Origin of the sequence: Pseudoalteromonas sp. S2755 (assembly GCF_005886535.1) — a bacterium.
GTDB lineage: Bacteria > Pseudomonadota > Gammaproteobacteria > Enterobacterales > Alteromonadaceae > Pseudoalteromonas.
This window is the reverse complement of record NZ_PNDS01000019.1, coordinates 1-21,627: the sequence shown is the minus strand read 5'-3', so window position 1 is coordinate 21,627 and position 21,627 is coordinate 1. Positions and strand designations below refer to the sequence as shown.

Below are 21,627 nucleotides of genomic sequence, written 5' to 3'. Positions count from 1 at the left end.
AATAATGAAAAGTTCAACAAAAAGTATCAAAGAATGTGTTACCACAACATTAATCGCTGTATAAAAAAAGCGCAGCTATTGCTGCGCTCAACTTACTTTATTTTTAACGGGGGAATTTAACTTTCAGCTTTATCAAGTTCATCCACTAATAATTTGGTTTCATCCGCCCTCGGTTTTGTAAATCTCGCTAAACCGAGATAAACGACAGGTGTGAGGTAAAGCGTAAAGAAAACCGCTAAGCCTAAACCGCCAAATACAACCCAACCGATTGCATTTCTCGACTCAGCACCTGCGCCAACCGATAAAATCAACGGTAAAGCACCGAGTAATGTAGATACTAAGGTCATCATGATAGGACGCAAACGGATCACCGCAGCTTCTTCAACAGCTTGTCTTACTGACCGTCCTTTATCACGTAACTGATCTGCGAACTCAACTAACAAGATGGCATTTTTAGCAATTAAACCAATCAACATCACTAAGCCGATTTGCGAAAATATGTTTAACGAAGTACCGGTAAGATACAGCGCCAATATGGCAGAGGTGATCCCAAACGGAACTGTGATCATCACGACAACGGCACTGTTTACACTTTCAAATTGCGCAGCTAGCACAAGCAACACAATTAAGAACGCCAGCACGTAGGTAAGTAACACTTCATTGGCCGTTTCTTCAAACGTTAAGGCTTCCCCTTTAAACGCCAGCGTCACACTGTCGGGTAAACTCTGATCTGCCAGCGTTCGTAATTTTTCGACCACTTCAGCCATAGGCATGTCTTCTGGCTGTTTCATATCCAGCTCGATACTACGACGCTGAGCGTGGCGTTCAAGCTCAGCAGCTACGCCCTCTTCGACAATAACGGCAAGGCTACTTAGTGGAACTAACGCACCAGAGCGGCTGCCAACATAAAGGTTAGCCAAATCACTTGGATCTCTGATGGTATGGTTTTGAGCCTGCAGCATAATTGGTATGGATTGGTCGCCAACATTCAAATCAGCAACATCATCGCCATTAATCGCCGCCCTAAGTGTCGTTGATATGTCACTCAAACTAACGCCAAGCTCTTCTGCTCTTCTGCGGTCAATGTTTACACGCAGCTGAGGTTGTGAGGGTTGATAAGAGATTTGCACCGGGGCCACATCTGGCATTTCTGTTTCGACCAAAGCCGCAAATTGTTGCGCTGCTTTAAAGATCTCTAAATAGTCATTACCAAGTAGCGCAAGCTCGATACCACCACCTTGGCCTCTTAGGTTTAAGCTATTTGCTCCAAAGGCACGCGCAGGTGCACCGGGTATATTACCAAGCGGTCCTCTGATCTTATCGATAATTTCCTGTTGCGAGAAATGACGCTCATCCCAATGCTTTAATGGCACAGTGATAAATACAATATTGGGATCCCACTGACCAACAACCGTATAGATTGACTCTATTTCTCCGCTTTCTACAAAGGGTAATAAAATGTCCTCCATTTGTTTGGCCTGTCTATCCATAAAGTTAAGACCAACACCGTCAGGCCCTCTTGCGAAAATGCGAATTTTACCTCTGTCTTCAGATGGCAAAAGCTCATTATCCAATTGCGAATAGAGCGCACCAGACAAACTCGCAATAACCACAAATACACCAAAAGTTAGCCATGCATGGTCAAGCACCCAGTGGATCGTACCGCGATACATTTTTGCGAGTTTCACACCAATACTCGAAAATAGATGCTTTTTGCTATCTTGCTTTACTTTTAACTTAGACGTTAATGCTGGCACCAACGACAGCGCCACAAATGAAGAAATAATCACGGCACCAGCTAACACGCCACCAAACTCCCTAAACAGTCGGCCCGCAGTTGAGGGTAAAAAGGCGATCGGTACGAATACCGCAGCAAGTACTGCGGTTGTCGCGACTACAGCAAAGAAGACTTCTCTTGTCCCTAGTACCGCTGCGGCGCGACGACCTATCCCTTCGCCACGACGACGCTGAATATTCTCACTAACAACAATCGCATCATCTACGATAAGTCCTGTAGCCAACACCAGTGCTAGCAAGGTTAAAATATTAACCGAGAAGCCAAGCGCCCAGATCAGCGCCAAAGAACCGATAAGCGCGACTGGGATCGCAAAAGCTGGAATAAGCGTCGCACGCCACGAGCCAATAAACACCCAAAGCGTGAATACCACCAGCAATATGGTTATCACCAAAGAGCTTAAGACTTCGTCTACGGATGAGCGAATAAACTGTGCATCATCGGAGGTGACGAATAGCTCCAGATCTGGAAAGCGTACTTTTATCTTATCAACGAGCTGCAGCACTTCGTCTGAGATTTCAATGGTATTGGACTGTGCTTGGCGAATGATTTCAAGCCCAATTACAGGCTCTCCGTCGAGTCTCACCATAGAACGAGGATCAGCCGGTCCAAAATACACAGAGGCAATATCCCCCACCCGAGTCTCACCACGAATGATGATATCACTCACCTGCTCAGCAGTTACAGAAGTGGCATCGGCACGGACAATCAGCTGCTGATCGTTCGACTTTAAACTGCCGGCGGGCACATCAAACGGGGCTTGTCTAAGCGCCGCAGCTACATCTGGCACGGTTAGATTAAAGCTTGTCAGTTTTAAGGGATCAAGTCTTACGCGCAGCACCCGCTCTCTATCGCCGTTCAGGCGCACATCGGCTACGCCTGGAATAGTTAAAAACTGCGGTGCTAAGTCTTTTTCTACTCGCTCGGTCAACCCTTCAAGTGTCAAAGAGGCACTACTTACAGTTAAAGACACCACGGCTTCTGCGTCATTATCCGCTTTAATAATAGACACCCGTTCAACTTCTTCTGGTAGCTCTCTTTGTACTCGAGAAACGGATTCGCGTGTTTCGTTGGCTGCATCATCTAGATTAATGCCCGGACGAAATTCAACAACAATCCGTGCATTATTCTCTTCACTTTGTGCACGAATGCTTTTTACACCACTGACACGCGCAACTGCCCCTTCTAACTTACTCGTCACTTCGGTATCGACAGTCTCAGGCGAGCCGCCAGGAAAAGATGCGGACACCGTTAAACGCGGCCTGTCCACATCGGGCAGTTCACGAACTTCAACGCCGGCCAATGCAGCAATACCTGCAATAATAATTAATAAATTTAATACAACGATTAATACCGGACGACGAATGGCCATCGACGGTAAATCTTGTAACTGTGGTAACTCCGGTTTAGTCACGATTTATTCCTTCGCCAGTGCATTCGTCACCGCAATTTCTTGCCCAGGACGAAGACGTTGCACCCCTTCTACAACTAATAACTCTCTTGCAGCCAATTCGCCTGATACCAGCAATTTACCCGGCAAACGCTGTTGGATTTTCACATCAATACGCTTGGCTTTGCCATCTACTTCTTTCCATACATAAGGACCTGTTGCGCCCCAAAGCAGTGCGGCTTCAGGAATAACGGCAAACTCTTCACCTAATACCGTTAGCGATACTCTAAAGCTCATTCCAGGCAAAAAACGATCATTGCGGTTTTCAAAGATGGCTTTGATTTTTAGTGTGCGGGCTGTTGGGTCTATTCTAGAGTCCATTTGCGCTATCTTTGCGTCTATCCGTGTTGAATTATCATTCCAAGGTGTCAGCAGTACGCTATCGGTCGATTTAAGCATGCCATACGCTGATTCCGGTGCCGCAAATTGAACATACAACTTGTCAAAGTTATCGATACTCGCAATCGCGGTTTGGGTGGTAATGCGATCTCCAACCTCAACGTCGGTGAGTCCCATTACGCCAGAAAAAGGGGCGATCACTTGGCGGTCTTCTAATTCATTCTCAGCTTGGATCAAGGCGACCTTTGCTAAGTCTCTGTCCGTTACCGCTTTATCTAATTCATTAATTGGGACGGCACCGCGCTTTTGGCTATCAGTTAGGCGATCGACGGTGCGCTGCGCATCTGCAAGACGAATTTTAGCTTCTTCAAGCGCCGCTTTTTGGCGGCGTGAGTCTAGCTCCAATAGCAAAGTACCCGCTTTAACCTCATCGCCCGGTTTAAAATGTACCGCAGTCACCCTATCACCAATCGCGGGATACAAAATAACCGATTGAATAGCTTCAGCATTACCTACAGCCTGAATTTGCTGGCTACTGCTTTCAAATTGAATAGGCTCTGCAATCACTTGCGAAGGTTTTGCCAAAGCGGCATTGGTTATCAGCATAGTGGCCGTAAAAACCACCAAGCGCGTTACTTTACACATATTAACCTTAATAATTTCTATTGTTCTTAGCTATATTTGAGTGTAACAGTTAATCACTCACATCAAGATAAACTATTCGATAACACACAGTATAAGTGCGATAAGATGCAGTATGCCTTGCAGCGTTTCAAAGGCAAGATAAGCCCATGTAAAGTAAGGTAAAGTTATGTAAAGATTGAGGGGGGAGTGAGGCGCGATAGACTACCGCGCCAAATTATGTCTATTGTGCGGCCGCACGCATCAGTCTGTCGTTAACATCACGCCACTCGGGCGCCGTAGGTGGTGCTTCCAGCAAAATCTCGGTTGCACTTGATTGGTCCAATTGATGTAACCCGTGATAAAGCCCCTGCGCATATTTGGCTTTGTCAGCACCAAGCTTAAGATCCACCAGCTCGTTGTTTGCTGAATTCTCAGAGATCATTCGCTCAATTTGTGGTGAATAATACAATACACCGGTATTCGCTTCGCACTGGCCGCATAGGCGAACAGCTAACTCTTCCGTTGACAACAGGGTGAGCGGTTTGCTTGGTTGATAATGGGCTTTTACGTTACCAGGGACGGCTACGGTGTGTACATCAGGCTCATCCACTTCAATATTGAGCACCGCTTCAAGTGCAGCTTTAGTAATAGGGCCTGCTCGCAAGATCCTCGGTGTGGCTGAAGATATATCGACAATTGTAGACTCAAGTCCCACTTCACATGGGCCGCCGTCTAACACAGCCGCTATCTTTCCCGACAATCCAAACAATACTTGTTCGGCGGTGGTTGGACTAATTTTTTTATAAGGATTAGCAGAAGGCGCAGCAAGCCCGGAGTTAATGTGCTGTAATAATGCTAGCATTGCAGGATGATTTGGCACACGTATACCCACGGTTGGGTGGCCGCCTGTCACTATATCGCTCACATGTGCTTGCTTTTTGGCAACGATCGTCAGTGGCCCCGGCCAAAACGCATCAGCTAAAGCGTCAAAATAGTCAGGTAATGTTTCCACCCACTCAGTAACCAAAGACTTGTCAGCGAGGTGTACGATTAGCGGGTGATCAGCTGGGCGTCCTTTTGCTGCAAAGATTTTTTTAACCGCATCGGGTTGCTTTGCATCTGCTGCTAAGCCATAAACGGTTTCTGTCGGAACCGCTACAAGTTGACCATTACGTGCAAGTTCAGCTGCTTGCGCCGCTGCGCTTGGATCAGTTGCTAATAAATGTAAGGTTGTTAAGCTCGCTTCGCCCACGTGTTTTTCTCAGTGTAAAAAATGGACGCGAATTATAACCAATTTAAAATGCAAAGAGCCAGTATTACTGGCTCCAGCATAAAAACTAGGACTGGTTTGCGTTATTCAGCGCTTGCGACCATTACGGTTTTCACGTTAACAAACTCTTTTATCCCAAAGCCACCATGCTCTCTACCATAGCCACTGTCTTTAACACCACCAAACGGCAAATTTGGTTGTGCCAGCGAATAGCCATTAATATTCACCATGCCAGTGTCAAACTCCTTAATAGCAAGTTCTGTTGCACGTTGGGTGTCTTCAGAAAAAATGCCGCCACCTAAACCATAGCGTGAATCATTGGCTACCATCATTGCCTCAGCCTCATCATTCACACGAATTAGCGACGCCACAGGGCCAAACAATTCATCATCATAAGCTGGCATACCGGGTTTAACGTCTTCCAAAATGGTGACTGGATAATAAAAGCCTTGTTGTTTCGGAATTTCTCCACCGAGCGTACAAGTCGCTCCAGCCTCAACGGACGCTTCAACTTGTTGGTGTAATTCATCACGTAAGTCTTTGCGCGCCATAGGCCCTAAGTCGGTGTCTACTGCGGTAGGATCTCCCACCTTAAGCTGCTTAAAGCCAGCCACAAAAGCCTCTCTAAATTTATCATAAATTTCATCAACGATAATAAAGCGCTTCGCGGCAACGCAGGTTTCACCGTTGTTGACAATACGACCTTGAATACACGCCGACACCGCTTTGTTAATATCAGCATCTGCCAGCACCACAAAGGCATCGTTACTGCCAAGCTCTAGGACAGTTTTTTTAGAAAGCTCAGCAGCTTGTTTGGCAACTTGTTTACCTACTTTATCGCTTCCGGTAAATGTAACACCGCGAATATGTGGGTTTTTTATCAACTCGCTTGCTGTCTCGCCGTCAATTAATAGTGACTGGTAGCAACCTTTTGGAAAGCCTGCCTCTAAATACAACTCTTCAATTAATTTAGCCATACCAAATACATTTGAGGCATGTTTCATTACCGTGGTATTGCCCGCCATCACGTTTGAAACACTGTATCTAATCACCTGATAAAGTGGAAAGTTCCAAGGTTGTATTCCTAAGATCACGCCTATTGGTTGATAAGTGATAATAGCATGTCCCTGCTCAAATACCCGATGCTCATCCTGTAATTCTTTTTCGCCATGCTCGGCGGTATATCGGCAAATTTCAGCACACAAGGAGACTTCCTGTTCACCCTGCTCCGTCACTTTGCCCATTTCCTCGGTCATCAGTGAAACTAACTTGGATTTATTTTGCTCAATTAAATCAGCAAGCCTGTTTAGCTTTTGCGCTCTTTGCGTGAATGTGGTTTTCTTCCAAAATGAATAGCAGTCATTGGCTAAGTCCACCGCCTTTTGCGCCTCATCCAAACCCATTAAAGTATATTCGTTAACGGGTTGTCCTGTCGCAGGATTAATTGTGGTTACCGTGTTTGACATCATAAAGCTCCTTCAAAAAATTTAACGGCGTAAATCAATTTTTAGATTTACAGCGATAGCCTTTGAATAAGCAAGGAAAGCACCAATCTGAGAACAATAGATATCCCATTGATTATTATGAATTAATTTAATTACAGAATTAGATTTCAAAGAATTTGAAAACGGAAATTAGAAAAGGCTACACACCTAATATGAAAAGTTTGCAAAGCAAATGGCGCTTGCGCAAATAGCTGGCAGTGAAAGGTTTAGCAGAGAAAAGGGACCAACCGGTCCCTTTATTATGTATTCTTAGTACAATGTAACTTTAGCGCTTTTGACGTTGCGCTTCTTTTTGCGCTAGCTTTTCTTCTTTGCGCTTACGAATAGCATCCTGTGCTTCGTGGCCGATATGACCTTCGCCGCGTTGTTTAGCCAGCTCAATTTGCTTTTGACGCTCAGCAAATCGTGCAATTTGCTCTTCTGTAAGGTCTTTATGGCAGTGGTGACAAGACACCCCTTCCATATATTCCTCAAGTTGCTTCTCTGCTTCCGTGATTGGCATACGACAAGCATGACATTGATCATAAGACCCTTTGTTTAAGTCATGATCAACAGCAACACGGTTATCAAAGACAAAACACTCACCTTCCCACATGGTTTCTTCTTTTGGCACGTCTTCTAAGTATTTAAGAATACCGCCTTCCAAGTGATAAACCTCTTCGAAGCCTTGCTCTTTCATATACGCTGTTGATTTTTCACAGCGGATCCCGCCAGTACAGAACATCGCCACTTTTTTGTGTTTTTCTGGGTTTAAGTTATTTTGCGCCCACTCAGGGAATTCACGAAAAGTCTTGGTTTTAGGATCGATGGCATTTTTGAATGTACCGATCTCGATTTCATAGTCGTTACGCGTATCAACGAGTACAACGTCAGGGTCTGAAATCAATGCATTCCAATCTTGTGGTTTTACGTACGTACCAACCACTTCTTTTGGGTCTATACCTTGTACACCCATGGTCACGATTTCTTTCTTAAGCTTTACTTTAGTGCGGTAGAAAGGGCAAGTTTCATCGAACGACTCTTTATAAACGATGTTATCAAGGCCTGGTTGTTTGTCTAACCATGCAAGTAGCGCATCAATGCCTTCACGTTTACCGGCAACGGTACCATTGATACCTTCTTCTGCAAGTAATAACGTACCGCGAACTTCATTCGCTTCCATCACATCGTGAAGTGGCTGTCTTATCTCTTGATAGTTAGGTAAAGAGACAAACTTGTACATAGCACAAACAACGTATTGTTCTGACATTGTATTTTCCTAGATTTAAGCTTTGATTAGCTTACACATTAAGCATGCCGATGTGTAAAGCACGAAAACCGAGTCGCAAACCCGGCGCTGAGGCGCGTATTTTACGGATTTTTGATTAAAATGCAAAAAACACAAATTCTATATCCGATAGCGTCTATGCTTTGGTATAATCTCGTGTTTTTAAAATTCAAGACTTGGAGAAATTGACTTGAGATTCACTGAACTTGGGATAGATACGCGCCTAGAACAACAACTGGCTCACCAAGGGATCACGGAACCGACCGAGATCCAAGCGCATGCCATCCCAACGGCTCTAGCTGGCCACGATGTTTTTGCGCAGTCTAAAACAGGCTCTGGCAAAACCCTAGCCTTCTTGCTGCCTGCCGTACAGCGTGTAATGAAACAAAAAGCGCTAAGCAAACGCGATCCTCGCGTTGTTATCGTAGCCCCAACTCGTGAACTCGCGACTCAAGTGTTCTCTGAGTGTCGTGCACTGTGTGCTGGCACTAATATTCAAGTCTGTAAGATTTTGGGTGGTGAAAACTACAATGATCAGGTAAAAGCGCTACGCCGCGACCCGCATTTTGTGGTGGGTACTCCTGGTCGTATTGCCGATCACGTTGAAAATCGCTCATTATTTTTAGGTGGTCTTGAGCTGCTTATTTTTGATGAAGCAGATCGTATGTTTGACCTTGGCTTTGAAAAACAGTTAGACGTCATTAATGACTCTGCAGATCACCGCCAAAGACAAACGCTGCTATTTTCAGCTACGCTAGATCATACACAAGTAGAAGCATCGTCACGTCAATTACTTAAATCGCCAAAGCGCATTATGTTGAGCAACGCCCATCAGCAGCATGAAGACATTAAGCAAGCACTCTACTTTGCCGATCATTTAGATCATAAAGAAGCACTGCTTAAACACTTCATCACACAGGATGACGTAGGACAGTGCATTATCTTTACCGCAACCCGTGGCGACACAGACAGATTAAGCAAACTGCTAAATGAGATGTCGATTAAAGCGGTATCGTTGTCGGGCGATATGCCACAAAATAAGCGGTTAGACATTATGGAAAGCTTCAGCCGTGGGATCTATAAAGTGCTGGTTACCACAGACGTTGCCTCTCGTGGTCTCGATTTGCTCTCCGTTACCCATGTTATGAATTTTGACTTGCCTAAGCAGGCAGAAGAATATGTCCATCGTATCGGTCGTACAGGACGTGCTGGGTTTAAAGGCACTGCGATTTCATTTGTTGGCCCTAAAGATTGGGATAGCTATGTGGCAATCAAAAACTACCTTGATGAGCCACTACGTTTTGAAGAAGTCTCTGGTCTTGTTGGTAAATTCAAAGGACTTAAGCAAAAACCACAGCAGAGTAAAAATCGCCCTGCTGCGTCTACACCAAAGCAAACAAGTAAACCTAAGAAAAAGCCGGTGAAAAAATCACAACCGAGAAAAGTGGTCCCGCCACCGATTGATATTGACGGTACTATGCCGATGCGTCGTAAACCAAAACCACAAACTGACGAGGAATAACCATGTTAGGTCAAATCAAAATGTTAACCATTGAAGAGCTTACCGCGGAAGGCGCTTATTTAAACGGTGGTGAGCTTGGTGATGTGTTTCTTCCTCGAACAGAAGTGCCAACGCATACCGAAGAAGGGGATTCTGTCGAAGTATTTATCTATTTAGATAACTTGGGACACGCAACGGCAACAACCAAAAAGCCACTTGCACAAGTCGGCGAATTTGCCCTGCTTCGCGTAAAAGAGATCAATAAGGTTGGTGCTTTTATGGATTTGGGCATAGATAAAGACGTGCTTGCCCCATACAATGAACAAAAACCAAAAATGCGCGATGGTTACAGCTATTTAGTGAAGTTGTATCTCGATAACGCCAGTAAACGCATTTGTGCGTCTAGTGCGCTGGGTAAGTTCTTAGGTAAATCAAAAGCCAAGTACGAAAAATTCGAAGAAGTAGACCTAATTGTCGCGGCAAAAACCGATCTTGGCTATAAAGTGATCGTCAATGAAAAACATTTTGGATTGGTCTTTTTCAATGATGTATTTAAGCGCATGTATATCGGTCAGCGCATGAAAGGCTTTGTAAAAGCGGTTCATGACGAAGATAAGATTGATATCGTGTTAGAAAAGCCAGGTATTGGTAAAGTAAAAGACCTTGCGGAAATCATTTATAGCAAGCTCGAAGAAAGTGGCGGTTATTTACCGCTGGGCGATAAGTCAGATCCTGACGCCATCAAGCGTACTTTCTCTACCTCTAAAGCTAACTTTAAAAAAGCCATCGGTGGTTTATTCAAAGATGGCCGAATTGATATCGAAGCGACTTCTATTTCAATTCGCAAGTCTTAAGCACAAGCAAATAATAAGCAAGTCTCAACCTGAGACTTGCTTGTTACATTACGCTTACTTCAAGCATATCACGCCATTTATCTACCGCTTTTAATCCCAGTTCAAATCCCAATTTATAATCAGATTTTAAGGTTTCAGGGCTTGAGCCTAAAATCATGGATTCCAATGGTCTACTGGGCGCTATTTGAATGACGTTAACATCCTCAGGTGGTGAATTCATAAAGTTAACCGCATCGGCATAGCGGCTTTGATAGTGATGATACATTTCGAACATTCGAGGAGATTGATTAACCCGCCGCATGATTGGCTTTAAGCGCTCAAGCACTGGCATTTTGCCGTCGTCATGTGCCTCTATGGTTCTGATCACCCAAATCGTCTTTGCCCCTTGACTGTGTGCCCAGCGCACGGGTAAAGGATCGGCTACGCCACCATCCATCATACCGTGCCCTGCAACTTTAACGCCTGGACGATACAAAAAAGGGATTGCACTAGAAGCCTTTAAATGGGTAAACATATTATCGTGCCAGGTATGCAAATAATGTGGTTCAAGCGAGTCGAGGTGACTTGCAACCGCATAAAAATTGCTCTCAGGTGTGAGATAGTTAGGCTCGGTAGGAAACCGTACTTTGCCACTGTGCTCTACTTGCTGAAAATACCAGTCCAAGTCAATAACGTTCCCACCGGTAAAAAATCGGGCAGGACGGAAAAACTGCTGCTCTGTTGTCAGAGATTCGATGGCGGTTTGCGCATATTGGCTTGCGCGAGCGCAGTAAGCCGCGAGATTTTGTGCGCCCGCTGAAACACCGACTTTTAAATCAAAAGGCGTAAATTTTTTCTCAAGAAAAGCATCAAGCACGCCCGCTGTAAAAATGCCTTTTTGACCTCCGCCCTCCGCGATAATTGCAGAGCGTATGTTATTTGTCATGTTGTGCTCTATTTGCCATGTAAACCTGTACACATCTTATTTCTTTGTGGGCAAAGAGCGTAAATTTCAAGCTTTCATGGCACTTAGCAATTAAAAATGCCCTGCTGAACAGAAACGTTCAAGCAGGGCTTTCATACATAACATCCACATTGTGACTAATATGTGGTTAGAGTTTGCTTACTGAGCTTTCTACTGGTCGTTTTAAAAAACAGACTAATAACGCGGGTAAAATGGTGAGCGTGACGATAGTTGCCATGGCAATACCACAAAGCACTATCATGCCAACGCCTCGATAAAGCTCAGATCCTTCTCCTGGAATAAACACTAATGGCGCAAGACCACATAGGGTTGTCATCGTTGACATCACAATCGGTTTTAATCGCGTTTGTAGTGCTGAGATCACCGCGTCGTATACACTCATCGCGGTACTCTCAAGATTTCTGCGGCTTTGATCCACTATCAGAATAGGGTTATTAACCACAGTCCCTAACAAGATTAAAAAGCCAAGCATAGTGATCATATCAAAAGGCTGGTGGAAGGTGCCTGTTATGCTACCAATACCATTAATCGCAATTAGTCCAAGTAATCCCCCGGCCATGCCAAGCGGCACTGTTGCCATAATAAATAACGGATAGCCCCAATGCTTGAAGATTGCAACAAGTAATAAGTAACACAACGCTAATGCAACGATAAAGTTACTGCCCAGTGCTTCTTTAGTTTTGTCTAACTGATCGGCAGCACCACCGATACTTACATTAACACCAGGGAGCAGATCGCCCTGCCTTTGAAGCTGCGGTAATAATTCGGTTCTTACTAATTCCTGCGCTTCCTCTAGCGCGACATTTTTTGGTGGAATAATATATACAGTCACGGTTCTTCGACCATCAACTCGACGCAAACTATCACTGTCTGCTTTTTCTCGTAGATCGGCCAAAGCGCTTAGCGGGATCAGCCCAGCTTTCGTGACAACTGGAGACTGCGCTAATTGCGAAAGACTTTGCTTATTACCCGACTCAGAAAATAAAAAGACGTCTACTTTGTCATCGTCTAAGATCAACTCGTCAACATAAGCGCCGTCACTCAGGGCTGCGACCGTATAGCCGAGTTCGTCAGCACTCATACCCACTTCAGCCAACCGTTGCCACCTAGGTTGAATTTCTATTAGCGGCTGGTCGAGTGTCAGAGAAGACGGTGCTGAATCCACTTGTGGATTATCAAAGACCTCCCCCGCTAACCGATACACTGCATCTGCCGCCCGGTAGAGCGCCGTTTGATCTGTACCGCTAATATCCAATGCTACCGCTCTTGAACCGCCATCATTACTTGAGATAATCGAGCCTCTAGACGAGAACGCACGCATTCCCGGGTAGCTTCTAAACTTGGTCGTGATTGCCTCCATCATTTCATCGATATGATCACTGTTATATGGTTCACTCAATAGCCAAATGCTGCCAACACCAACAGACATCGAATAATACTTTAAAGGTGGCAATGACGTTTTACCCGATACAAAGTCGCTGTCATCATTTTCCAAGTGCTTGTTTAAATAAGGAAGTAGTTCATCGCCGATCTTTTGCATATGGCTGAGATTATAGCCCGGTGGCGCTATCATCATAGAGAACGCTTTTGGCTCCTCTCCCTCAGGCAAATATTCAGCTTTAGGCATAAATAACCATGCACCACCGAGTAACAATATACAGCCCAATACAATACACACGATGCGAGCTCGCGGACTTGATAACATCGCCGGAATAAACGTTGGCAGTTTAGGCGTGGACAACATGCCACTGGAGATCTCCTTACAGGCAAAATTTGCGTTTGCCGCAGGTACCACAAACAAGGCAACCAACATAGAAGCGATGATTGCAGCTGAAATCGCTATTGCGACATCGGAATACAGCTGTCCGGCTTCTTGCTGAATAAACAAAATAGGTGCGAATACCAACACTGTGGTTAGAGTTGAAGCGAGCACCGCAGGCCATACCTCTTGAACACCGATAATGGCTGCTTGAAGTTTGTCGAGACCTCGGCGTCTTGCTTGCTCTATGTTTTCAAGTACAACGATAGTGTTATCAACCGTCATGCCAATAGCGAACGCAACGCCGGCGAGGGAAATCACGTTGATCGTTCTGTCAAATAGCAACAGACCCAAAAATGCCGCGATGGTGCAAATTGGTACGCCCATCACACCAATAAAGGTTGAGCGTGGGCTCTTTAAAAACCAAAACATCACCAGAGTCGCAAGCACCGCACCCAGTGCTAAATTAGTCCAAACATTTTCAACGGATCCTTTAACGTAACGAACATCATCGCTCAATAGCGTCAGTTGCAATCCATTACTTGCGAGCATATCGCGATTGATGCGAGCCACCACCTCCATCATTTCTTCTTTAATCGCCATCACGTTAGAACCGCTTTCTCGTCTTACCGAGAGCATTAATGTTCGTTCACCATTGTTATAAGCAATATCACGTACTTCATAATGATCAAGCTTTACCTGAGCGATGTCTTTGAGCTTAATTGTTGTGCCCGCACGGTGACTGACTACCAGCTCTTCTAGCGCTTTAGCTGACTCAAAGCGGCCAACCATACGCAGCAAATAGCGCCGTTTACCACTGTCTATATCGCCGGCAGAGGCATCTTGGTTGCGACTGCGTATTGCATTTCTAACGTCAACTAAGCTAATTCCACGACTCGCCAATTGTTCTTGATCGACCAAAATTTGCACCTGATAGAGTGCACCACCGCGCACACCAACCTGAGATACTCCACTAACTCTCTCCATTTCTGGACGGATAAAGTCTTCGGCGTAATCGCGAAGCATATCGATATCAAGATTGAGTGGATTTCCCGGTTGCGGCTTTAAATTAAAAAACATAAAGGCATTGCTCGAAAACGCACTGCTGTACAATACCGGCTGGTCGACGTTTTCAGGGTAGTTTGGCACTTGAGATAACGCGTTGCTCACGTTTATGAGCGCTTCGTTGACGTCGACACCAAATGGAAACTCAAGCTCTATCTCAGCCTCACCTGTATTTGCATAACTAGACATGCGCTTTAGATTCGCAAGTGAGCGAAGATACCTTTCTTGCTCAATAAGTATCTCTTTCTCGACATCTTGTGGCGTTGCTCCGGGCCAATTAGTCACCACAGTGATGGTTCTTACTTCAAGATCTGGGATCATTTGCACCGGTATTTTAAATGCGGCAACAATGCCCAATATCGAACAGATCAATACCGTGACCGCAACTAAAATGGCATGATTTACACTGGCTCTTAACATCACCCGCTCCTATAAACCCGGTACAATGTTTAATGCCTGGCCTTCTTGCAATAACTCATTGCCTTCGACCACCACTTTTTGCCCTACCTCTAAGCCGGATAGAACTTCAATATGACCATTAATTCGCTCACCAATTTTTACGTTTAACCGCTTTGCTTGACCGTCAACGGCCACAAAGACACTAAACCCACCATCGGGATGACGTAAAATCGCATCGCTAGGAATAATCACGCTTTGATCTTGTGCTCGAATTAGCGGCAGTTTCGCCGTAGCCGATGCGCCCACACGCAACTGTGCATCTTTTGGGATAGCCAATCTTAATAGAAACGAGCGACTGGTTTTGTCGACGACCGGAAGCTTTGCCAATACATGAGCTTGATGCTGCACGCTTGGCGCGCTTGCAACACTAAAATTAACGACACGGCCGAGGTTAATAAGTTGAAAGTATTCTTGTGGTACTTGCAAATCGAGCCATAGGGTATCGCTACTCACTAATTCAAACACCGTTTGTCCACGAGTCACCCACTCACCTAAATTAACTGTGCGCTTTGCAATCACGCCCGTAAAAGGCGCTTTTAATTGATGGCGGTTAACAAGTTCTCGCTGATATGCGATGTTAGCTTTTGCTTCTAAAAGAGAGGCTTCTGATGCTTGTAACTTAGCCTGTCTGTCAGCAAGCTCAGTTTGCGCAAATAATTTTTGCTGCGATAGAGACTGTGCTTCTTTTACCAACCTTATCGCATTGTTACGATCGACTTTGGCGCGCTCAAGTGCGGCTTCTACACTTTTCAGCTCAGCTTTTACTAAAGCTGCATCGAGACTTAAAAGTACAGCATTTGCTTCAACAATATCACCGGCTTCAGCTGAAATCTTAGTTACTACACCATCGGTTAAACTTGACACTTGTGCGTGTTGTGCTGCACTAATTGAGCCCGTTAAAGACAATGTTCGTTCAAGCTGTTGTTGCTTTACATCAGTGACCACAACGTTGACCGCTGCAGCATAGAGATTAAAAGATAACAGGGAGAGTAATATTAATGCGCATTTCATGTCGTTCGTTCCAATTGTAATACCTATTTCATTCAACACGTAAACCATCAATGATACGTATTGATTTTTACTTAGCTTGGTGTGCTTTAAATTTCTATCTTGCTACTTATACAGAGATAAATTAGCTTTCATTTTATGCAAGATTAAGTCGCTAAAATGTCATCACATTAACACAAATAGCAATCATTACTATCTAAACAAGCTGAGCTACACAAAATGTGCTGCGTAATAGGGGAGAAAAGTTAGAATAGCCAAGGGATAGCCGCTATAGCAGAAAAATATGAGGCGAGCTCTCAACCCCTCGCCTACTTTTTGATATGCGGATTTAGTTTAGAGGCTGCGTTAAGTCTAATTGGTATAACGCGAATCCTTGGTCATTCGTCTTACCCGTTGGCAAGATATGATTAAATTGCTGACTATAGGTTTCAGCATCCGCACTCGTTGAACTAAAGAACTCAATATTCGCGCCAACCACAGGTACAAATGACCAATTCATATCTGCCGATGGATCAAGTCCTGCAGCACCAACTTGGTCGCTAACAAAAGTAATATAGTCAGCAATGACCTGGCGGTTCTCATTTGGCGAGTCAACAACGATTTTATCTCCGTTTATATTTGGGAAATTACCGCCACCAGATGCACGATAGTTATTCGTTGCAACCAAGAATACTTGGTCATCCTTCACCAACTCACCTTGATACTTCAATGCCTTAATGCGGTTACCGTTCGACACTTTTTCACCGTTTGCCGCGTAGCGTGCGGGCTCGGTGATATCGATTTGATACGTTACGCCATCAAGGACATCATAGTTATATGAAGGAAAGTCTGGATTGATCAGCGCTTGAACGCCCTCTGTATTTGGTGTGATTTGATTGAACTGTCCTGCTGACATTTCAAGCCATTCGCGCACTTCGCTACCCTTGAGCTTTAGCACTTTAAGTACGTTAGGATAAATGTACATATCCGCAACGTTGCGATAGGCAATATCACCTGCAGGTATGGCGGTAAAGTCATCAGGCCCGCCACGCCCTGCTCTAAAAGGCGCACCCGCAGACAAAATAGGTAACCCATCAAGCTCGGTACCTTGTACGATTTTTGCCGTATACCATGCTTGTGCGTCAGTCACGATTTGGATTGATGGATCGTCATTCACTAATGCAAAATAGCTGTTCACTGTGTTGGTGATTTTAGCAAAAGGCTCATTCACCCATGCGCGAGTTTCAGCATGCTCACGATGTACCGCCGCTTCAATTGCGGCATCGCTTTCTACCAAAGATACGGTGTTACGATTTTCATCCGTTTCATAGATAGCTTTCAGCGTCGACTGTGAGTCAACCACCACCCATTTACCTGATTTAAATTGGATATCTAGGTCAATTACACCAAGATGATTGCCCCAAAAACCAGGCATTACAGCCGCAACGCCATTGATTGTGCCTTTATCGTTATCAACACCATGTGCCGCTAAGTCTACATAGCCCGAACCTGGGAAGTTTGCATGCGCGTGACCAAACATAATGGCGTCTATATCATCCACCTTGGACAAAGCATAAGATGCATTTTCAGCCATTGGCTTATCGGCTGACACGTCTAGGCCTGAGTGCGGAATAGCAACGACAATATCCGCGCCTTCAGCTTTCATCTTAGGTACATAGTGTTTTGCCATTTTTACGATGTCTTTGGCGATCACTTTGCCTTCAAGATTGGCCTTATCCCATTGCATGATTTGTGGTGGAACAAACCCGATGAAGCCGACTTTAATCACCTGAAGCTTGTCATTCTCATCAAAGAATTGTTTTTCTTGAATTAGGAAAGGCTTAAATAACGGCACATCATTTGTTTCATCTTCGTCGCCATCAACCTTAAACACGTTTGCACTAATATAGGGAAAGTTTGCGTCGTCGATTGCTTCTTCTAAAAATGCTAGACCAAAGTTAAACTCATGATTACCAATGTTTGCGACATCGTACTCTAGTGTGTTCATGGCCTTATAAACAGGGTGAACTTCACCTTCTTTGAGGTTTTTGATTTTCGCCATATAGTCGCCAAGCGGACTACCTTGGATCAAGTCGCCATTATCTACCAACATGGAGTTTTTAACTTGGCTTCGCGCTTGATGGATTAACGCTGCGGTTTTCACTAGACCCACCTTGTCATCTTGTTTGTCTGAAAAGTAGTTGTAGTTCAATACGTTTGCATGCAAATCTGTGGTTTCTAGTAAACGTAAAGATACCGCAGTGCCCTCTTTTGGAATATCAGGCCCTTTTGGCACATTTAAATCAACATCGTTATCTGAATCAGAGCAACCAGTAATAATGCTTGTGACACCGCACAGTAGTGCGATTGGAAGTAGTTTTGTTTTCATAAGTCCTTTCTTTGCTTTGTTTGCATACCCGTGCGCATGCTTTTAATTATTTCGGTAATACCAAATCACACCTCTTCTTATTCCACTTCATAGAAGCTGAACCTAGAAGCACAGCGAGTCGGGATAAACCGTTGTGTTTTACCTGGCGGGTGTCACTATACGAGGGAAAAAAGTCAGGAAAGCTAAGATTTTATGGCAGTTAGGTGCTAGAAGTATGACGCTACTAAGTCAGGAAAAGTGAGTTAACTTTAAAGTGATAAATATACAAAAAAGCCTCCATACCGGAGGCTTTAATTGTTTACTTTACATTTAGTGGTACTTAGTCTTCGAACTCTACCTTTTCAGCTTGAATATAAGTTTCACCATTTTCGGTTACTAAATAGCCTTCAACTTCTACATTTTTACCTGTTGCAATATCAGACTGACTGCCATCTTCAAACTGAGTTTGCTCAGACACTTTAATTTTTTGGCCAAGTACATAAAACATAGTTGATGAATCAACTTGCGTGATTGCCCCCTCAACTTCTACGTATTTTATTGCTTGAAACTTTAGCTCTTTAGCAACTACTGTCACGCCATCTGTGGTGTACCCTTCGACTTCAACTTCTAAACCATTGTCTAGTTTTTCAAAATTACCATTCTTAAACTCTGTGTTTGTGTTAACTTGAACACGCTGCGCGCCGAGATTGAACTGATAATCAAACGGAGAATCCTTAACTAAGCCTTCGATAACCCCCGCAATCTCTACTTCCTCGGCATCGTCATCATCAAATTCAACTTTCTTAGCCAACAATACGTTATCTTCGGTTAATACCCCTTCGACTTCAACTGAGACGCCATCAGCTAAGTTCTCACTGCTGCCATCTTTAAACTCAGTATTGTTATCCGTGGTAATTGAAATGCCATTCACCATAAACTCAGACGCTGAGACAAAGTTGGTGACGTTACCTTCAACTTCAAGCTCAATGCCGTCTTCAGATTCAATTTCAATTTTAAGCGCAAAAACTGAGCCGTCGGCACGCTGAATCGCTTTGACTTCAACGAAGTCGTCATTAACAAATATGCCGTTTTTAAACTCAGTGTTTTCATCAAAAAACACGGTTTTACCATTGAGGCTAAAAGTTGCATCAACAGGGTTAAAGTCCGAAACCTTACCTGTTAATTCAAAAGTTCGGTCATCAAAGTCGTCGTCCTTGTCGTCAACCTCAACTTTCGTAGCGATAAGTGCATCACCTTGGATCACATAGTCAACTTCCGCGATATCACCTGCCGCTATTTGTTCAAAAAATACAGTTAGATCAACATCACTCTCAAGCTCAAGTTCAGTTGCTCCATTGATGGCAAAGACCAGTTTACCAACAGTGATTGTCTGCTCAGCTGCATTCACAGCAGTAACTTTTCCTTCAACTTCATGCTCTTGCTGATCATTAAAATCACTCGCAGAGATGCGCTCTAAGTCTCTCACGACATAAGCATCTTCAAAGCCAAAAGCTTCAATTTCAACGACATCGCCAATATTAAGCTTCTCGAGTTTTAACTCTTTGTCCTCAGCATCTGACTCATCTTCAAATTGGGTATAGTTATCTACAAAATAACTGCTACCAAATACCGTAAGTGTTTGTGCTTCGAGATCAATTGCGTCAATTACGCCAGTTAGTTCTATTTCTGACTGTTTGTCGAAGCGCACTTTTTTCGCAATCAGACTATCATCTGTAACAACGGCAAGTACAAATACACGCATACCGACTTGTAAGTCGTCATCGTCGCCTTTCTTAAAGTCAGTCTCATCGCTCAATGTAAAAGTATGACCGCCAATTGCAAAAGCATCGTCATTGACTTGAGTTACTATTCCTTCGAATTTAGCCACCGCTCCCGGAGGCGCTGAATTGGCGCTTTCAACTTCGACGTTATCTGCAAGTAAAACGCCCTCTACAGGCAAGTTTGATGCTTCTACTTCTACTATTGCATCGTTTTCTATTATGCCTTCAACCGCTGTCGCTTGACTGTAATCAACAATAAGCGCGCCTAATTTAAATGTCTTGGCATCGAGGTTTAGTTCAGAAACCTTGCCTTCAACCTCAAACTCGCCATTTTGTTCTTCAACATCAATACGGGTAGCGATGTATTGACCCTGCCCTTGATGCAGCGCACTGATCTCAACAAAGTCTCCCGTATTTAACTCAGTAAATGCGGTAGTGAGCTTTGTGCGCTTATCAACACCAAATTCTTGACCTAAAACGGTAATTGTTTGATTTGCATAGTCTACTGCGGTCACTACACCTTTAGCGGTTGCATCGTAGGTAATAGAATCTGCAACCGCAAAGCCACCATCTGCTCCTTGTTTACCTTGTAAGTCAACCTGCATACCGACTTTAAGGTTTGCTTGTTGCTCTGGTGTCGTTTCATAGCGCACACCGTTCACATACACACTGCCAAATCCCGTTACCGTTCCCTCTGCATTGACTGATGTCCGGTAAGTGATGGTGATTGTTTCTTCTTCATTGCTGCTTAAATCAACGGTGATTAATTCTTCATTAGGTTGATAAAGTGCCTGATTTACAGAACGAGAGGTAGCGGTTAGCTTATATTCACCCGTAGCAAGCGCATTGAGTGTAGTGGTAGTAGAAATATCTTCGCTATAGCTTGAAGGACCTGTTAGCGTTAGGTCTGCCTCGGAACCTGCAGGTAAGCCCTGTACTATGACTTTTATTGAACCTTTGGCTCCGGTGTTATCGCCAGGTTGTGGATCGTCATCACTACCGCCCCCACATGCGACCAGAAGGCTACTTGATGCCAATAATGATGGTAATAACCATTTTCTATCCATTACATAATCTCCTAAATTTTTGGCTCATTTAGTACATGCAGCTGCTTTGCCACAAAAACTTAACATGCACTCTAGACGGCCAAAAATGAATACCCGCTTTATTACTGATACCTTGGTATCCACCTAATTGGAAACTGATATTAAATTGGTTTGCTTGTTGAAATAGCTATCATAATGAGAGCCGCGTAGCTGCAGATGAAAGTTTTTATAATTCATATCACCACACTTCCATGCGATTAATCTGGCAGTCATCTGCATCAAAGTACTTTTTCATCACCTCGGGAAATGGACCATTGCCGTGAGCATTCCTATTCTTTTAAAACGTATACTCCATAGCACTGTGATAGTACTCGTCAATCGGTTGAGTAATATCCATAAACCTATTCATTTGTGACCAATCGTGAGTATCGCCGCCCCCTGCAATACCAATACGATTTCCAAACCAATAGTGCTCGGGGTATTTTCTACAACTTAAGTAACCCGTTTGCATTGATGCGCTGCCTCGCATATTTTTTACTTCTGGACCAACAACATACTCTAGGTCTTCTATGGGGATATAAAATGGCTTTCTG

Annotated in this window: 12 protein-coding genes and 1 pseudogene; 2 read left to right on the top strand and 11 right to left on the bottom strand. The window is 44.2% G+C overall.

Annotated elements, in window-relative coordinates; all coding sequences use genetic code 11:
• Positions 1-116: 116 nt before the first annotated feature.
• From CWC03_RS03870 to trhO, 5 genes are all read right to left on the bottom strand, one after another.
• A complete protein-coding gene (locus CWC03_RS03870; RefSeq protein WP_171040200.1) occupies positions 117-3,167 on the bottom strand; it encodes an efflux RND transporter permease subunit in 3,051 nt (1,016 codons plus the stop codon).
• Between the two features lie 45 nt (positions 3,168-3,212).
• Complete coding sequence (locus CWC03_RS03865; protein ID WP_138580657.1) at positions 3,213-4,250, bottom strand: efflux RND transporter periplasmic adaptor subunit; 1,038 nt, start codon at positions 4,248-4,250, stop codon at positions 3,213-3,215.
• A 199-nt stretch (positions 4,251-4,449) separates the two neighbouring features.
• Positions 4,450-5,460 (bottom strand): L-threonylcarbamoyladenylate synthase, encoded by a 1,011-nt coding sequence (locus CWC03_RS03860; protein WP_138580656.1) that lies wholly within the window; start codon positions 5,458-5,460, stop codon positions 4,450-4,452.
• Between the two features lie 101 nt (positions 5,461-5,561).
• Positions 5,562-6,944, bottom strand: coding sequence for an NAD-dependent succinate-semialdehyde dehydrogenase (locus tag CWC03_RS03855; protein ID WP_138580666.1), 1,383 nt, complete (start codon positions 6,942-6,944; stop codon positions 5,562-5,564).
• 304 nt (positions 6,945-7,248) lie between these two features.
• A complete protein-coding gene (gene trhO, locus CWC03_RS03850) occupies positions 7,249-8,232 on the bottom strand; it encodes an oxygen-dependent tRNA uridine(34) hydroxylase TrhO (protein WP_138580655.1) in 984 nt (327 codons plus the stop codon).
• Between the two features lie 208 nt (positions 8,233-8,440).
• Between trhO and CWC03_RS03845 the strand changes: the two genes are divergently transcribed.
• Both CWC03_RS03845 and CWC03_RS03840 read left to right on the top strand, forming a co-directional pair.
• Positions 8,441-9,772: a DEAD/DEAH box helicase gene (locus CWC03_RS03845; protein ID WP_128728151.1), complete on the top strand. Its 1,332-nt coding sequence runs from the start codon at positions 8,441-8,443 to the stop codon at positions 9,770-9,772.
• Between the two features lie 2 nt (positions 9,773-9,774).
• A complete protein-coding gene (locus CWC03_RS03840; RefSeq protein WP_138580654.1) occupies positions 9,775-10,605 on the top strand; it encodes a CvfB family protein in 831 nt (276 codons plus the stop codon).
• Positions 10,606-10,648: 43 nt separating this feature from the next.
• Here the strand turns inward: CWC03_RS03840 and CWC03_RS03835 are convergent, their stop codons facing one another.
• The 6 genes and pseudogenes from CWC03_RS03835 to CWC03_RS03810 all read right to left on the bottom strand — a co-directional run.
• Positions 10,649-11,530, bottom strand: coding sequence for a patatin-like phospholipase family protein (locus CWC03_RS03835; RefSeq protein ID WP_128728153.1), 882 nt, complete (start codon positions 11,528-11,530; stop codon positions 10,649-10,651).
• A 166-nt stretch (positions 11,531-11,696) separates the two neighbouring features.
• Positions 11,697-14,813, bottom strand: coding sequence for an efflux RND transporter permease subunit (locus CWC03_RS03830; RefSeq protein ID WP_138580653.1), 3,117 nt, complete (start codon positions 14,811-14,813; stop codon positions 11,697-11,699).
• Positions 14,814-14,822: 9 nt separating this feature from the next.
• Entirely contained in the window at positions 14,823-15,863 is a 1,041-nt protein-coding gene (locus CWC03_RS03825; RefSeq protein WP_138580652.1) for an efflux RND transporter periplasmic adaptor subunit, read from the bottom strand.
• Between the two features lie 325 nt (positions 15,864-16,188).
• Entirely contained in the window at positions 16,189-18,228 is a 2,040-nt protein-coding gene (locus CWC03_RS03820) for a bifunctional 2',3'-cyclic-nucleotide 2'-phosphodiesterase/3'-nucleotidase (RefSeq protein ID WP_138580651.1), read from the bottom strand.
• Positions 18,229-18,547: 319 nt separating this feature from the next.
• Entirely contained in the window at positions 18,548-21,055 is a 2,508-nt protein-coding gene (locus CWC03_RS03815) for a DUF5666 domain-containing protein (protein ID WP_138580650.1), read from the bottom strand.
• A 316-nt stretch (positions 21,056-21,371) separates the two neighbouring features.
• Positions 21,372-21,627 (bottom strand): annotated as a pseudogene (locus CWC03_RS03810) (hypothetical protein); the annotation flags it as partial.

Excerpts from the sequence above, each read along its gene's own strand:
- CWC03_RS03815 (WP_138580650.1), bottom strand. The coding sequence starts at position 21,055 with ATGGATAGAAAATGGTTATTACCATCATTATTGGCATCAAGTAGCCTT.
- CWC03_RS03870 (WP_171040200.1), bottom strand. The coding sequence starts at position 3,167 with ATGGCCATTCGTCGTCCGGTATTAATCGTTGTATTAAATTTATTAATT.
- CWC03_RS03830 (WP_138580653.1), bottom strand. The coding sequence starts at position 14,813 with ATGTTAAGAGCCAGTGTAAATCATGCCATTTTAGTTGCGGTCACGGTA.
- CWC03_RS03825 (WP_138580652.1), bottom strand. The coding sequence starts at position 15,863 with ATGAAATGCGCATTAATATTACTCTCCCTGTTATCTTTTAATCTCTAT.
- CWC03_RS03840 (WP_138580654.1), top strand. The coding sequence starts at position 9,775 with ATGTTAGGTCAAATCAAAATGTTAACCATTGAAGAGCTTACCGCGGAA.
- CWC03_RS03835 (WP_128728153.1), bottom strand. The coding sequence starts at position 11,530 with ATGACAAATAACATACGCTCTGCAATTATCGCGGAGGGCGGAGGTCAA.
- CWC03_RS03855 (WP_138580666.1), bottom strand. The coding sequence starts at position 6,944 with ATGTCAAACACGGTAACCACAATTAATCCTGCGACAGGACAACCCGTT.
- trhO (WP_138580655.1), bottom strand. The coding sequence starts at position 8,232 with ATGTCAGAACAATACGTTGTTTGTGCTATGTACAAGTTTGTCTCTTTA.
- CWC03_RS03820 (WP_138580651.1), bottom strand. The coding sequence starts at position 18,228 with ATGAAAACAAAACTACTTCCAATCGCACTACTGTGCGGTGTCACAAGC.